General features: G+C 69.5%; 15 protein-coding genes and 1 pseudogene. 4 read left to right on the forward strand and 12 right to left on the reverse strand.

What is annotated here, in order from left to right; genetic code table 11:
* Positions 1-287 precede the first annotated feature (287 nt).
* On the reverse strand, positions 288-515 hold the full coding sequence (locus tag ACFRAC_RS31465; RefSeq protein ID WP_382935899.1) for a hypothetical protein: 228 nt from the start codon (positions 513-515) through the stop codon (positions 288-290).
* Between the two features lie 75 nt (positions 516-590).
* Between ACFRAC_RS31465 and ACFRAC_RS31470 the strand changes: the two genes are divergently transcribed.
* Together ACFRAC_RS31470 and ACFRAC_RS31475 are read left to right on the forward strand one after the other, a co-directional pair.
* The gene (locus ACFRAC_RS31470) at positions 591-986 is read left to right on the forward strand and encodes a DUF6153 family protein (RefSeq protein WP_382935908.1); all 396 of its coding nucleotides are present in this window, start codon (positions 591-593) and stop codon (positions 984-986) included.
* Between the two features lie 122 nt (positions 987-1,108).
* Positions 1,109-1,732: a DUF305 domain-containing protein gene (locus ACFRAC_RS31475; RefSeq protein ID WP_382935912.1), complete on the forward strand. Its 624-nt coding sequence runs from the start codon at positions 1,109-1,111 to the stop codon at positions 1,730-1,732.
* A gap of 463 nt (positions 1,733-2,195) precedes the next feature.
* Here the strand turns inward: ACFRAC_RS31475 and ACFRAC_RS31480 are convergent, their stop codons facing one another.
* Entirely contained in the window at positions 2,196-2,741 is a 546-nt protein-coding gene (locus ACFRAC_RS31480; RefSeq protein WP_382935917.1) for a DUF4265 domain-containing protein, read from the reverse strand.
* A gap of 324 nt (positions 2,742-3,065) precedes the next feature.
* Positions 3,066-3,629 carry a cysteine hydrolase family protein gene (locus ACFRAC_RS31485; RefSeq protein ID WP_382935922.1) on the reverse strand — a complete coding sequence of 188 codons (564 nt, stop codon included), beginning with the start codon at positions 3,627-3,629 and terminating at the stop codon, positions 3,066-3,068.
* A 593-nt stretch (positions 3,630-4,222) separates the two neighbouring features.
* Between ACFRAC_RS31485 and ACFRAC_RS31490 the strand changes: the two genes are divergently transcribed.
* On the forward strand, positions 4,223-4,861 hold the full coding sequence (locus tag ACFRAC_RS31490; protein ID WP_382935928.1) for a flavin reductase family protein: 639 nt from the start codon (positions 4,223-4,225) through the stop codon (positions 4,859-4,861).
* 73 nt (positions 4,862-4,934) lie between these two features.
* Positions 4,935-5,220 (forward strand): annotated as a pseudogene (locus ACFRAC_RS31495) (IS1182 family transposase); the annotation flags it as partial.
* A gap of 171 nt (positions 5,221-5,391) precedes the next feature.
* Here the strand turns inward: ACFRAC_RS31495 and ACFRAC_RS31500 are convergent.
* From ACFRAC_RS31500 to ACFRAC_RS31540, 9 genes are all read right to left on the reverse strand, one after another.
* Positions 5,392-5,655 carry a hypothetical protein gene (locus ACFRAC_RS31500; RefSeq protein WP_382935932.1) on the reverse strand — a complete coding sequence of 88 codons (264 nt, stop codon included), beginning with the start codon at positions 5,653-5,655 and terminating at the stop codon, positions 5,392-5,394.
* Positions 5,656-5,730: 75 nt separating this feature from the next.
* On the reverse strand, positions 5,731-6,717 hold the full coding sequence (locus ACFRAC_RS31505) for an L-threonylcarbamoyladenylate synthase (protein WP_382935938.1): 987 nt from the start codon (positions 6,715-6,717) through the stop codon (positions 5,731-5,733).
* A 61-nt stretch (positions 6,718-6,778) separates the two neighbouring features.
* Positions 6,779-7,303, reverse strand: coding sequence for a dephospho-CoA kinase (locus ACFRAC_RS31510; protein WP_382935945.1), 525 nt, complete (start codon positions 7,301-7,303; stop codon positions 6,779-6,781).
* Between the two features lie 427 nt (positions 7,304-7,730).
* Positions 7,731-8,372, reverse strand: coding sequence for a carbonic anhydrase (locus tag ACFRAC_RS31515; RefSeq protein WP_382935950.1), 642 nt, complete (start codon positions 8,370-8,372; stop codon positions 7,731-7,733).
* Between the two features lie 699 nt (positions 8,373-9,071).
* Positions 9,072-9,824 (reverse strand): FAD:protein FMN transferase, encoded by a 753-nt coding sequence (locus tag ACFRAC_RS31520; protein WP_382936153.1) that lies wholly within the window; start codon positions 9,822-9,824, stop codon positions 9,072-9,074.
* 49 nt (positions 9,825-9,873) lie between these two features.
* On the reverse strand, positions 9,874-10,344 hold the full coding sequence (locus tag ACFRAC_RS31525) for an FMN-binding protein (RefSeq protein WP_382936160.1): 471 nt from the start codon (positions 10,342-10,344) through the stop codon (positions 9,874-9,876).
* Between the two features lie 37 nt (positions 10,345-10,381).
* Positions 10,382-11,749, reverse strand: coding sequence for a ferric reductase-like transmembrane domain-containing protein (locus ACFRAC_RS31530; protein ID WP_382935953.1), 1,368 nt, complete (start codon positions 11,747-11,749; stop codon positions 10,382-10,384).
* 123 nt (positions 11,750-11,872) lie between these two features.
* Positions 11,873-13,396 (reverse strand): sensor histidine kinase, encoded by a 1,524-nt coding sequence (locus tag ACFRAC_RS31535; protein WP_382936167.1) that lies wholly within the window; start codon positions 13,394-13,396, stop codon positions 11,873-11,875.
* A gap of 2 nt (positions 13,397-13,398) precedes the next feature.
* The gene (locus ACFRAC_RS31540) at positions 13,399-14,142 is read right to left on the reverse strand and encodes a response regulator transcription factor (protein WP_382935959.1); all 744 of its coding nucleotides are present in this window, start codon (positions 14,140-14,142) and stop codon (positions 13,399-13,401) included.
* Positions 14,143-14,281 lie beyond the last annotated feature (139 nt).

Consider the following 14,281-nt stretch of genomic DNA (forward strand, 5'->3'; position numbering starts at 1 on the left):
CCATGAGACCGCCCCCGCACGATCGAAGTCCCGCTACACTCCCGCCACCCGGCGGAAAGACCTGGTCAGGCAGCGAAATCCTGCTGGAGTACTAGCCGGTACGTACAGAGGGCCGGCCGGGGACTGATCGGAAGGATCCGCGTCTTCGTCGTAGAGGCCGTCTGCTATGGAGTGCCTCCGGGTGTGTCCGACGTAGGTCGGTCGAGGTCGCATGATGCCCCGGAAGCGGGAAGGCGGTCCGGGGCTTGCAACGGACGCTATGCCCGGTGCTCCCCGGTTCGGATGGCTCATGACGCGACGCTGACGCCGATCGGTCCGATGCCGACGGGATGTTGACACGTCACCCCGCAGCGCGCGGCAAAGCCGTCAAGGGCGCGCCAAGAAGAGCCGTCGAAGCTGGCCGACGGCCGGCTCCAGGTCCTGCACGCGGCGCTGCGGCGCGCGTCCACGACCCGCCCGGCGTCCTCGACCTCTACACCTTCCGTCTCTCCAGCCGCGTCCTGGGCGAACTCCACGACAGTGACCCTTTGCGGCTCCGGCTGCATGGGCCAGACAACCCGTCCCGCACCCCGGTCTTCTACTATGCGACAGTGACCGCACGCAGCCCGTCCCCAAGCCGCCCCACCGGGCGGCTTCGCGTGCTGCTGGTGCTGACGGTGCTCGCTGGGGTGTTGGGCATGCACGCCCTGCCGTCCAGCGCTTCACCCGCACTCCACGCCGACCGCGGCCCCACCATGGTCATGGCCCACGCACAGAGCGCATCCGCTGCCCAGCAGTGCGCGCACCTGTCCGGCGGGGCGGGCCATCTCGATCACGCCGACCAGGCCTGCGCGGCCACCGGCGTCGGCTCCCCCTATACCCCGCCGGCCCTCAGCGGCGCGTTCACCGACGGCCCCGCAGTCCACCTGGGCGCCCGGGCCCCTGAGGCAACCATAGGCAGCCGGGCGCCACCCGACCTTTCCCAGCTGCAGCTCCTGCGGATATAGAGCGGCCCGCACGGCACCCCCTTGTCCCGGCCCTGCCGGTGACCGGTGCCGCGCTTTCGCACGCCCTCACTTCCACCACGACCGCGCCCCAATCCGGGGCAGCGTCAAGGAGTTGCACCACGATGAACATCACGCGTTCCCTCATCCGCCGCGCCACCGTCCTGGCCGCCGTCGGCGCCGCCTCTGTGCTGCTGGCCGCCTGCGGCTCGGGCAGCGACGGCTCGGCCGGCCACGACGGCCACAGCTCCGCGTCGGCATCGGCCTCGCAGAGCCAGCACAATGCGGCCGACGTCGCGTTCGCGCAAGGAATGATCCCTCACCACCGCCAGGCCGTCGAGATGGCCGACCTCGCAGCCAGCCGCGCCAAGTTGAGCCAGGTGAAGAAGCTGGCCTCGGACATCAAGAAGGCTCAGGATCCCGAGATCAAGACGCTCTCAGGCTGGCTGACCTCCTGGGGTGAGAGCGTGCCCTCCCAGGACGCCATGGACCACTCCACGCACGGCATGCACGGCATGGACGGCATGATGACCAGCCAGGAGATGGACGAGCTGGAGAAGGCGTCGGGTGCGGCGTTCGACACAGCTTTCCTCCGAATGATGATCAAGCACCACGAGGGGGCGGTGGAGATGGCCAAGACTGAGAAGGCCAACGGCGCCTACGCTCCGACCACGAAGATGGCCGACCAGATCATCTCCTCGCAGAGCGAAGAGGTCGACACCATGAAGCAGCTCCTAGGCAAGAGCTAATCCTTGCGGCACCACAGGGGTCCGTGCTCGCCGGCCGGTGGGCACGGACCCCTGTCTCCACCCACAGCTGCAGTACCGCCTGGGGGGAGAAGACTCTGTGGCGGGCACGGCAGGGGGTGAACAGACACCGGTGCCGCTGGATGGACATGGGTAAGACGGTCGTGGACCACAGCGCACGCCCGATTGACGACGTGCGGCGGACGCGTCCAATGAACTGGTGCAATCCCGGGCTTCGAGGCGGCCCGAATTTCAATCAGATCCGTTGGTGATCGCTGCAGGCTGCTTCGACGACAGGCAGGGTCCGATCCTTCGTACGGAAGGGGCCCTCGGTGGCGAACCCGGTCTACAAGCGCGTCCCGACCGACCAGCAGTCCACAGCAGGGCAGAACCTCGTCCTTCACGAGGCCGCCATCGAGGACCCGATTGTCTTCGAGCAGAATTCCTAATGGAATGATCTTTCGGGTCAGGAGTCGATCTCCCAGTGGAGGGCGCCGGCCTGGGCAAGTGGTTCCAATGCCTCGACGAAGGGTGCCTCATCCGAGCCGGGCGGGAGGTTCACGGCAAGGTAGGTGCCTTGGAGCCACTCATGGGGCAGGCCGGTGTCGACCGCCTTGCCGTGCAGGAGCTCGTGTACCTGGTCTCGGTCTGCGTGTTCCACCACGAGTGCGACACGAAGAGTCCGGTGACCGGACTTGCTTACGACCCTGGTCACCAGGTGGTTGCTGTCGATTGTCACGACGTCGCGGTAGCAGATTCCGTAGGTGAAGAAGGGCAGGCAGGCCACCTCGAACGTCTCCTCGGTGAGCTGACGGGTCCACAGTTGATCGCGCCAGCCGTCCTGCCGGTCCGACAGATCGGCGTGAATGATGTAGTTCGTGGGACCCCGGCCGATCGGATCCTCGTGCGTGATGATGGTGATGGAGTGCCTCCGGGAGCTGGGTTCTGACGCCCAGATCCTGCAACAGCTGCCTCGTCCTCGCCGCAGCGGGGCGCGTTCAGACGTCGCCAACGGATCAGGATGCATCCGAGAGTGAGGAAAACCCCGTGGATGTCCTCGCGTATCTCCCAGCGGATCCGCAGGCGGCTGAACCCGTGCAGGTGAGCTAACGCGCGCTCGACGACCCAGCGTTGAGTGCCGTATCCGTAACCGTGGCCGACGCCCCGTCGGGCGACCAGCGGTTTCACCCCGAGCCCCCGGACCAGACGGCGGTACTTGTCGTGGTCCTACCCGCGGTCAGCGAGAACGACATCGGGGCACCGCCGTGGACGGCCGCGCTCCCCTCCCACGGGCGGAACGGGTCCCAGGAGCGGGATGACCCCGGGCGGGCTTCCGCTATCGCGGTGCGATGGTTTTGAGCCAGTCCTCGACCGCGAGGACATCTGCCCACTGCGGGAACAGCATTTCAGTGAGCATCCGGTGCACCTCGGGGTCGGTGTCGAGGCAGGCATCCGCCAGGACGGTGAGGCCGAAGTCCAGGTCGATGGCGTGCCACAGCGTGGACAGCACTACAGCGCTGGTGGCGATACCGGTGAGAACAAGGCTGTCGATATCGCGAGCCCTGAGTACCAAGTCGAGGTCGCTGCCCGAGAACGCGCTCCCCCGCCTCTTGGTGACCACGACGTCGCCCTGCTGGGGCGCGACGTCGTCATGAATCTCAGTGCCAGGGGCTCCCTCGGTGAACAAGCCGGCCCGCACGGCGTTTGTCATCACCTTGTTGCGGGGGCTGACTTCTGGATCGCCCGACCGTAACCCGAGCACCACGTAGATCACGGTGATACCTGCAGCCCGAGCACCGTCGATCGCCCTTCGCAAGCGCGGTAGATATCCGGAACCGTCATCGGCGATGGCCACGACGTCCCGTTGGACGTCCATCACCAGAAGTGCGCTGTTTGCCACGCTTGCCGTCCCATCTCCGTTGGGACAAGTCTGGTGGATCAACCGAGCCGCGGTGGAGGTTTCGGAGATCTTCACAGCGTCGCGCCTCAGTGCCCCACGACCGGTGCCAGTTCTCATCGACATTTTCTTGCCCTGCGACCACCAAGTGCTGCCCGAACTCGCTGACAAACGGTTTCGCACGTCAGTTACGAAGCCAGCACCACCACCGACTGGCCCCCACCAGGGTCATTCTCGGCCTCCCGGCCGCCGATGTCGCACCCTTCGCCCCGGACGGAATCGTCGAGGAACTCGGATCCCGTCACCGCCGGCTCATCCCCGGCTCCCGGTCGTGGACCGGACTCGCCGCCACCATCGGCCGCTTCGACACCGAAATCGAAGTCATCGGCCCACCCCAACTGGCCGCCACCTGCGGGGACCTAGGAGCGTGTGCCGGTAATCAACGCTGGCCCGTCATCGGAGGGCCGTTCCACTTGTCCGAAACGCGATGCCGTATTTCCGCCAGCGTCGGTGGGTTCGCTCACGAGAGAGTCAGCGACGGTTCGTGTTCCGGATCGCGAGCCCGTCCGTCTCACACTCCGCGAAAGGCGCAGCGCATGCACGTCGTCCCCGGACTCAAGGTCCTGTACTTCGGAACTCCGGTGGTGCTGATCAGCTCGCTCAACGAGGACGGCACGTCGAACTTGATGCCGATGTCGTCGGCGTGGTGGCTGGGCCAGTCCTGCATGCTCGGTCTCGGCAACAACGCCCAGACCACAGCGAACCTGTTGCGGGAGGGCGAGTGCGTGCTCAACCTGCCCTCATCAGCGATGGTCGATGCCGTCGACCGGATCGCGCTCACCACGGGGAAGCCGGCCGTGCCGGATGACAAGGCGAAGCAGGGCTACCGGCACGAGCCGGACAAGTTCTCGACCGCACAGCTGACCGAACAGGCATCGGACCTGGTCCGGGCCCCCCGGGTTGCGGAGTGCCCGGTCCAGCTGGAATGCAGGGTCGACGCGTTCCATCCCTTCGGCGGCCGCGAACCGCATGCCACTGCCTTCGAGGTCGAGGTCCTTCGCGCCCATGTCGAGGAAGACCTGGTCATCCCGGGGACGCACTATGTGGACCCGCTCGGCTGGGACCCGCTGATCATGAAGTTCTGCGAGTTCTTCGGCGGGGGACGCAACGTTCACCCATCGAGGCTCGCCGAGGGCTGGAACATGCCGCACCAACTCCGGTCGACGACTGTCTGAGCAGGCATCCCGCGTCCACCCGCCCCGCAGCTCGTGACCAGTCGTGCGAGACGATCACGGCATGCGCGACGGGATGAGCCCGTTCGAGGTCGAGCCGGTCGAGAAGAAGCGGTCCCAGACGCGTGCGGCGGCGGTGGACAAGCGATTCAAGGCGTTCGACCCGAATCAGGTTCTACCACTGCCGCCGTCGCTGTATGACTGGCTGCCCGGGGCCCAGGCACCTGGCCCAGTTCGTCGCTGACCTGGTCGACGAAGTACTCGACCTCTCCCCGGTCCTGGCCAACTACACCGAGAAGCGCGGCTATCCGCCCCACGACCCCTGGCTGATGGTGCGCCTGCTGTTCTACGGCTACACCACCGTCTGACCAGCCCGGTCGCCCCGGCCACGTCACGAGCCCTGCCGACCGGACACTCGGTGGGCAGACCCCCACCGCAACCCCACGGGCCGCGACAGGGCCGCCCCGACCAATCACCCGGCCGCAGGAAGCCGAGCTGCTTGCTCGTTACTGACCCACGCTCCTAGCCACCTGCTACGCCCAGGCCACCATCGTGCTGCTGCGTGCGGAAGGGCTGCACAGCTGCACCCACATGGCGTAGGAGAGGTACCCCGGCACCGTCGCCGAGATCCTGAAGCCCCCGGGCAAACGGCTCCACTTCTGCGACATGTCGATCAGATCCGAGGACACCGCGACGCAGTACCCCCGCACCAGCCAGCCCCGCTCGCCGAAACCCCCACCTTCCTCGACGACCGAGACAGCAGACCGCCCCTCAGCGACGGTACGGACTCGGTGCACGACCGGTAGGCCAGCGCTCTGCCACAGGCACGCCCCCGGACTGCGGCACGTCACCGGGACCGGGGCGGGGTGATGTCACACGGTGGGCCGGGGGCCGGCGGCACGACGCAGCCGGTTGGCGATCGCCAGACCCAGCCCCTCCTCCGGCGGCAGTGACACGACGATCAGGTCGCACCCCTTCTGGTCGAGTTCGCGCAGGAACCCGTACAGCCCGCGCGCGTAGGCGGCCGACGAACGGGGCACCGGCACCACCGCATGCGCCTTGACCTCAGCGTCGGCGAAGGAGGCGGGCAGAAAGACGCCCACCCGGTGCCCCAGCTCCTGCGCCGCCTCCGCCTCGTCGACGATCTTCTCGGGCTCGACCAGGACGACCCGCGCACTCGGCGCGTAGTGGGACGGATGCTGGCCCGGCACCCGGACCCGGCTCACAGCAGGCACGGTGAGTGGATATCCCAGCACCGCTTCCAGGTCCTCACGCGTCACCCCGCCGGGCCGCAGGATGGTCGGCATCTCACCCGTGACGTCGACGATGGTCGACTCGACACCGACCTCGCACGAGCCGCCGTCCAGCACGAAATCGACGCCGTCGCCGAGCTCGGCACGGACGTCGCTCGCGGTCGTGGGGCTGACCTGACCGAAACGGTTGGCGGACGGAGCCGTGACACCGCCGCCGAACGCCGACAGCAGCGCGAGGGCGACGGGGTGATCGGGCACCCGCACGGCAACCGTCTCCAGTCCACCTGTCGCTTCAAGAGGCACCCGCGGCCCGCGGTGCAACACCAGTGTGAGGGGCCCCGGCCAGAAGTGCCGGGCCAGGAGACGAGCCGAGGCGGGTACGTCCCGGACCCATTCGTCCAGCTGCTCCGCACTCCCGATGTGGACGATCAGCGGGTGCGAAGAGGGCCGCCCCTTGACCTGGAAAATACGCGAGACGGCCACGGGGTTCTCGGCGTCGGCGCCCAGTCCGTAGACGGTCTCGGTCGGTACACCCACCAAGCCGCCGGCACGAAGCACTTCGGCGGCCTTCTCGATCTCACTGGCACTTGCTGTCACCGTCCCCATCTTAAAGGGACCAAGAAGGTGCGCGTGCGCCGTAGCCGTAGCCGTAGCCGGTCCCACGCTGTCACGGCTCCTGGACCGCAGCGATCACGGAGTCGACCACCTCGGTCACCGGCTTGCACCCGTCGATGATCGTCGCGCCACGGCTCTTGTAGAGCGGCCGCATACGAGGATTCCACTGCAGGGCCGCCGCGAGCTCTTCGGGATGTCGACCGAACGGGTTCGTCGTGCGGGTCGCGAGCCGTTGGCGGAGAGTCTCGTCATCGATCACCAGGCACACGATGACGTCGAAGAGGTCGAGGATGTCCGCCTCGTTCTCGGCCGACCCGCACAGGAAAGCGATGCGGGAACGGGATTCCTCGACGAGGGTTTCCACCCGCTCGCGGACGATCTCCCACCCGAATCGGTCGAGCCAGCCTTCGGGTACCGGATACGGCGGATCCGTCACGACCTCGCCGTCAGCCCGGTCGAACCAGCGACAGAAGCCGTCCTCGTCGGCGTCGACCGCGACGAAGCCACGCGCTCGCAGCACCCCGCACACCGTGGACTTGCCCGTCCCTGAATTGCCCGTCACCCACACCAATGTCACGCCGCCAGCGTAGACATGAGCACACGCGACCATGCGGTGCTGTTCGGTGCGCAGAGCCGTGGCCGTAGCCGGACTGGCCGCCACAGCCGGCCGCAATCAGCGCGCCCAGCACGGCGATGACGGCCCCGCCCAGCCCCAGCAGCAGCGGTTGGTCAGGCTCGTAGGCGTCGAAGGCCCGCGAGGGCACGCCGGGCGCAGCGCGTGCCGCCCCCGTCGGTGACGACCGGTCCCCATGCCCCGGCACACCTCGCGGCCCGCGGCCCGTTCCGGGGCGGCCGTGGGGGGCTGGACGCGTGGCCGGCTCCGTGAACCGTCCAGCGCCGCCCTTCCCGGGCTGATCGGCGCGACCCCGGTGGGTTCCCCTTCACGTATACGGGGCGCCTCCCACCGGGGCACATCACGCCCGGGTCTGTTATGGCCAGGGCGGTCAGGACTCGGCGGGCACCGCGGCGTCGATGCCGCGGGAGGCGACGAGCTGGGCGCTGCCGTCGGCCAGCCGGTAGGACAACCCCACCACGCCGAGGCGGCCGGCTGTCACCCGCTCGGCCAGGACGCGGGAGCGCTCCAGCAGCAGGTCCACGGTGTTCTCGATGTGCCCGGCCAGAATCTCGTCGGCCGTCTCGCGTCCGGAGGCCCGGGCAGCCAGCACGCTCGGGGTCACCCGTTCGACGACGTCACGGACGAAGCCGCCGGGCACATGGCCGCCGTCGGCTGTGGCACGGGCGGCTGCGATGGCCCCGCACGAGTCGTGGCCGAGTACGACGACGAGCGGGGCGTCGAGCACGCTCACGCCGTACTCGATGGAACCGAGGACTTCCGCCCCGGCAACATGCCCCGCGGTGCGCACCACGAACAGGTCGCCCAGGCCCCGGTCGAAGATGATCTCGGCGGCCAGGCGGGAGTCGGAGCATCCGAACAGCACGGCGAAGGGCTGCTGGGAGGGTGCGATTTGGGTGCGGCGGATGGCGTCCTGGTTCGGGTGCTCGGGGATGCCGGAGATGAAGCGCTGGTTACCGGCCATGAGCAGTTCGAAGGCGTCGCGGGGCGTCGGGTTGTGGATCTCGGTCATGGCTGCAGCCTACGAGCGGGCACCAGCCGTCGCACCGCCTGGTCCCGTCAGAGGCCGTGGGCCCGGGCCGCGCCGGCGGCCTTGACGTCACCCCCAGGCGGCGGGCGAGGGCGTCCTCGGTGAGGAACCTCAGCGCGCTACGGTGCTGCCCCTCTTCGTACGGTGACCGGTCCCGGTCCGTGCGTTCGTCGTCCATATCCGCACAACGAGCCAAGTGCCGCCCGCGCTGTCCGCCGAACGAGGGCGGTACGCCCGGAACCACTCACCGCCCTGCCACGCCGTGCCTGCGTCGGGAGCGCCACCACGACACATCGGCCGGTGTGTTGCTCACCGTGCGGTGGGAGACCACCGCACGCGTCGCGGCCTGTCGCTCGGCGGGCAGGGGCGGGGCTTCCACGGGCGTCGGTGCCGTGTCCTTGCCGCCTTCGGCCCGGGGCTGGTCGACGGTGAGGGGGTGTCTGAGGGTCGGACAGGCAAGAGGCCTCCCGGAGGGTGTTCGCTGTCCTCGTCCGGCTTTGTGCCGTTCAGTCGTGCGGGATCACCGCCACAGGAGCGACGGCATGAGGGAGCAGCGCCTGGGTCACCGGACCGATATGAGTGCCGACCGTCGCCCGACGGGTCCGCCTGCCCACCACCACGAGGGCGGCGTCGTAGGAGGCATCGACCAGGTGGCGTGCGGCACCTCCCACTGTGGCTCGGTCAACCGGGCCAGGTCCCGGTGGCGGAGGGACCGAAGACGCCCGGGAAGCCTTCGGTCCACCATGCGCGGTCGCCGGAGGTGACGGCGAAGGCCTCGACACCGGGGAGGGAGTCGATCCATTCACGGGCGCTCGAACCCATGGCGAAGGCAGCGGTCGCCCAGGCGTCGACGTCGGTGAGATGGCGGCCCACCAGGGTGATCGACAGCAGGTCTGATCCCGCCGGACGGCCGGTACGCGGGTCGAGTATGTGGGGGCCGCGTTCGGCCGTGCCGGAGGTCGCCACGGCGAGATCCCGGCCGGACACGACGGTACTGAGCTGACCGGGCAGTGAGGGGTGGGCGACGCCGACGCGCCAGGGCACGCCGGGGGCGCACTCGCCGCGTAGCTGGATGTCGCCGCCGCCGTTGACACAGGTGTTGCGCGCCCCGGCCCGCGCCAGGATCTCGGACGCCCGCTCGATGGCCCAGCCTTTGACCAAGCCGGTCGGGTCGAGACGGCCACCGGGGGTGGGACTGAACCAGCCGTCGGTGAGGCGTTGTGCGCTCTCGCAGAGCCGGAGCACCTCGGTGACGTCCTGCTCGCAGTCGGCGAGGGTGACCTCGCCGCGGGCCAGCCGGCTGATCTGGCTGCCGGGGCGGTAGGTGGAGAACACCTCGTCCACCCGGTGCAGCCATGTCACGGTTCGGTCGAGTGCGTGCCGTATGGCAGGCGTGGGAGTGTCGCGCAGGTCGAAGGAGAAGACCGTGCCCATGACGTGCTCCACGTGGCGCAGCCCTGGGGTGCGTCGGGCGCCCGGGCTGTCAGGCACCGGCCTTGTCCAAGGCGCTCTGGAGGGACAGCATGTAGCCCTCGCTCGTGTAGGAGGCGCCGGAGACGGCCTGGATGTCGGCGCTCTGCGCACCCAGGGCTTCCCTGGTCAATCTGGGCACGGCGTAGTCGGCGATGGCCCGGCTGCGCGCTTCCCCGCCCGGGGTCTGCAGGGCCCGGACCTCGGCCAGCTTGCCGTGGGAGAGGGTGACGGCGACTTGCACCGGGCCGTAGGGGGTCTGCTCGACGGCACCGGTGAAGGTTCCGGTGGCCCCGGCCCCGTCACCGCCGCCGCTCGATGTGGTCGAGTGACCGGCCCGTCCGGAGCCGGGAGTCGGCGAGGACGTCGCCGCACCCGGGCCGGTACCGGCCAGTGCGGGCAGGGTGGTGTGGTGCGGTTTGAGGGACAGCAGCAGGACCAGGCCCGCAACGCTGGACGTGGCCATGAGGGCGGCGCGGCGCATTGCCATGAGGCTGCTCCTTTCAGGGGTGCGGGTGAGGTCAGAGAGCGAAGGACTCGTGGTGGATGCGGCTGCGCGCCACTTTGGCCCGTCGCAGAGCCGGGATCGCTGCGGATGTCATTCCTGGGGGGCCGCACAGGTAGACGTCGCGCTCGGCGATGTCCGGCACGAGGGTGATCAGTGCGTCGGCGGTGAGGGGCGAGGCGTGCACGGCAGGTTCGTCCACCACGTAGTGCACGGTCGCACCGCGACGGACGGCTATGGCGTCGATCTCACGCCGCAGCACCAGGTCCTGCGGCCGGCGTGCCCGGTACAGCAGGGTGACATCGCCGGGCAGCGTCTCGAACAGGGCAAGCAGCGGGGTGATTCCCACACCGCCGGCCAGCAGCAGCGCCTTCGAGGAGGTGCGTCGTGCCGCGGTGAGGGCGCCGTAGGGCCCTTCTGCCCACACCCGGGTACCTGGCCGCAGTCGCGCCAGGGCCTCGCTGTGGCGTCCGACAGCCTTCACGGTGATGCGCAGCAGACCCCGGCCGGACGGTGCGGACAGTGAGTACGGGTTCGCCGTCCACCACATCCCGGGGGCGAGGAAGCGCCAGCGGAAGAACTGACCGGGCTGCGCGCCCAGATCGTCGAGGTGCAGACCGGCCATGAAGACGGACACCACTCCGGGCGCTTCGGGCCGCACCTCGGTCACGATCAGCCGGTGCCGCAGTGCCCGCCGTAGCGGAGTGAGGAACCGATACCACACCAGCAGGGCGGCCACACCGATGTACAGGGCGTACCAGGCGAGCTGGGCGGGGCGGTGCGTGACGAAGTCGGCGCCGCTGGACAGCTGGTGGGAGAAGGCCAGGAAGATGGCGAGGTACGTGGCGAAGTGCAGGTAGTGCCATGTCTCGTAGCTCAGCCGACGGCGTGCGGCGCGGGCCGAGATGACGCCGGTGGCGAGCAGGAGCCCCAGGCCGGCCGTGGCGGAGAGCATGTCGGGATAGCCGAGGACGAGCGTGGTGGCCTGCTCGACGACGCCCGCGTGGGCACTCGCCGCGTAGCCGAGGGTGATCAGCACGGCGTGGGCGAGCGTCAGCGAAACGGTGTACCGGCCGCCCAGTGCGTGCCAACGAGCCAGGCGGTCCGAGCCGACGGCCCGCTCCAGCACGGGCAGGCGGGACATCAACGCGAGCAGCACCGCGCAGGCGTACCCGGCCAGCAGGCCGGTCACCCGGCCGGCGTCGGTCAGCCACCCGGAGAGTCCGACCACGGAAGTGGTGTCGGACCACCACAGGCCGATCACGGCCGCGGCACCGGTGAAGATCAGCAGCTGGGCGACAGCTCCGAGGACGCGGGGTGTGGTCGGGCCGGGCCGAGGGGGCCGCGCCCTGGCATGGCGGCTGCTCGCAGTGGTGGTGGCCATGGGACTCCTAGGTGAACCGGTCTGTGCCGGCCACCTTGCCGGGGCAACTTCTCGAAAGCCTCTGAGAGCACCCCGCTCCCGCCCGCTCACAGGGAACTCAGAGCAGCGCGCCGCACGTGGGCGTCATCCACGTGAGAGCGGCCCGTCCTCGTGGGAAGCCGATGTCCCGGCGGCCGTTGCTGCCAGGGGCAGCCGTAGACGGAACGAGGTGCTGCCGGGACTGCTGTCGACACGGATCGTGCCGTGATGCGCGGCGACGACGGCGTCCACGATCGCCAGCCCCAGACCCGTGCCGCCCGTCCGGCGAGAGCGGCCGGGATCGCTCCGGGTGAAGCGGTGGAAGATCTCTGCCTGGAGAGCTTCGGGAATACCCGGGCCGTCGTCGGCGACGGTGATGCCGACGTGGTCCGGGCCCGAGGTGAGGGACAGGGTCACCCTCGTGCCGGGCGGGGTGTGGATCCGGGCGTTGGAGAGCAGGTTGGTGAGGACTTGGTGGAGGCGGTGTTCGTCGCCCTCGACGACGACGGGTTCCTCGGGCAGTTCCAGCCGCCAGAGGTGGTCCGAGGACAGGGCCCGCGCGTCGTCCGCGGCGTCCAGGGCCAGGCGTGTGAGGTCCACGGGTTCGCGGGCCAGGGGGCGGCCCGCGTCCAGACGTGCGAGAAGGAGCAGGTCGTCGACCAGACCGCTCATCCGCTGCGACGTCGCGGCGATGCGCTCCAGGCCGTGCCGTACCTCGTCGGGCAGCGGGCCCGGGTGGCGCAAGGCCAGGTCGGTGTGCGCCCGGATGGTGGCGATCGGGGTGCGGAGTTCGTGGCTGGCGTCGGCGGCGAAGTGGCGAAGGCGCTCCTCGCTGGCGTGGCGTCGGGCGAGAGCGTCGCCCACATGGCCCAGCATGAGGTTGAGCGCGGTGGCGACCCGGCCGACTTCGGTGTGCGTGTCGCTGTGCGGGACCGGGGCGGGCATGGCGACCTCCCCGCTGGTCAGGGGCAGACGCGTGACCTCGGTGGCGGTGGTGGCCACGCGCTCCAGAGGCCGCAGGGACAGACGCACCCAGACCGCGCCCGCGGCCGCGGTGGCCACGAGGGCGGCACTGAAGACGGCGGTTTCCACGGCCACCAGCCGATGCACGGTGTCCTCCACGGGACGAAGCGGCAGTCCCGTCACGAGGACATCACCGTCGTCGCCTCGCACGGCGGCCAGGCGGTAGCGGCCGTTCAGCGCGGACAAGTGGGTGCTGTGACCTTTGCCGTCCGGTGGCAACCCCGCCAGGACACGGCGATCGGCCCGCGACAGGTGCACAGCTGCGTGGGTGTCGTCCTGAACCACGGCGGCCTGGGTGCTACGAGAGGCCAGCAGACGGGCTCCGAAGGTTCCGTCGGCCTGCCCGCGCGTGTCGGGGGCGTTGTCGTAGTCGGGACGCTCCTCGTGCTCGAGGCTGGCGGCGAACCGGCCACCCGTCATGGCCAGTTGCTGATCGACCCGGCCGATGAGGAAGCTCTCCAGAGCGACGGTGGTCGCCACACCGACGACCGCGCACGCCACGGCCAGCAGCACGACGAGACCGGTGGTCAGACGCAGACGCAGCGAAGCCGGCCGGGCGCGCCCGGCTCTGCGACGCATCGCGGCGGGTACGCGCGGCCTGCGCATGGTCATGTCCGGCTCTGCTTGAGGACGTACCCCACACCGCGCACCGTGTGGATCAGTGGAGCGTGCCCCGCGTCGATCTTCTTGCGCAGGTAGCTGATGTAGAGCTCGACCACGTGGGCTCGACCGCCGAAGTCGTAGGACCACACGCGGTCGAGGATCTGTTCCTTGGACAGCACGCGGCGCGGATTGCGCATCAGGAATCGCAGCAGCTCGAATTCGGTACGGGACAGCTCGACGACCCGGCCGGACCGGGTGACCTCCCGGGCCTCCTCGTCCATCACCAGGTCCGCGACGACGAGACGCGGTGCGTCGTCCTCGCGCGACATGCCTGCCCGGCGCGTGAGCCCGCGCAATCGCGCCAGCACCTCCTCCAAGGCGAAGGGCTTGGTGACGTAGTCGTCGCCCCCGGCGGTGATGCCCGCTATCCGGTCTTCGACGGCGTCCCGCGCGGTCAGGAAGAGCACGCAGACCTGCGGGAGCCTCTGGCGCAGGCCGTGCAGGACGGACAGTCCGTCGGTGTCGGGCAGCATCCAGTCCAGGACGACGACGTCGGGCTGGAATCCGGTGGCTGCCTCCAGCGCGCTCGCCCCGTCGTCGGCGATGCGCACTTCCCAGCCGTCGGAGCGCAGCGCGGCACCCAGGACGTCTGTCAGGTCGGGTTCGTCGTCCACCACGAGGACTCGGACGGCACCGCCGTCGTGCCTGCGCAGCGGAGGAGGACTGGTGTGGTTCGGCGTGGTGCTCATGTTGCTCCAAGCATCGCGCCTCCTGGGCGGGCCCCTACGGCCGGAAGCTTCTGAGTTTCTTCTGAACTTCGCAAGAGAAAGCCGCCCCGCAGCCGCCGGTCGAGGGATCCGATCGGCGCGGAGGCCGGGCGTGCCTGCT

This window comes from Streptomyces sp. NPDC056628, from assembly GCF_042792555.1.
Classification (GTDB): Bacteria; Actinomycetota; Actinomycetes; order Streptomycetales; family Streptomycetaceae; genus Streptomyces.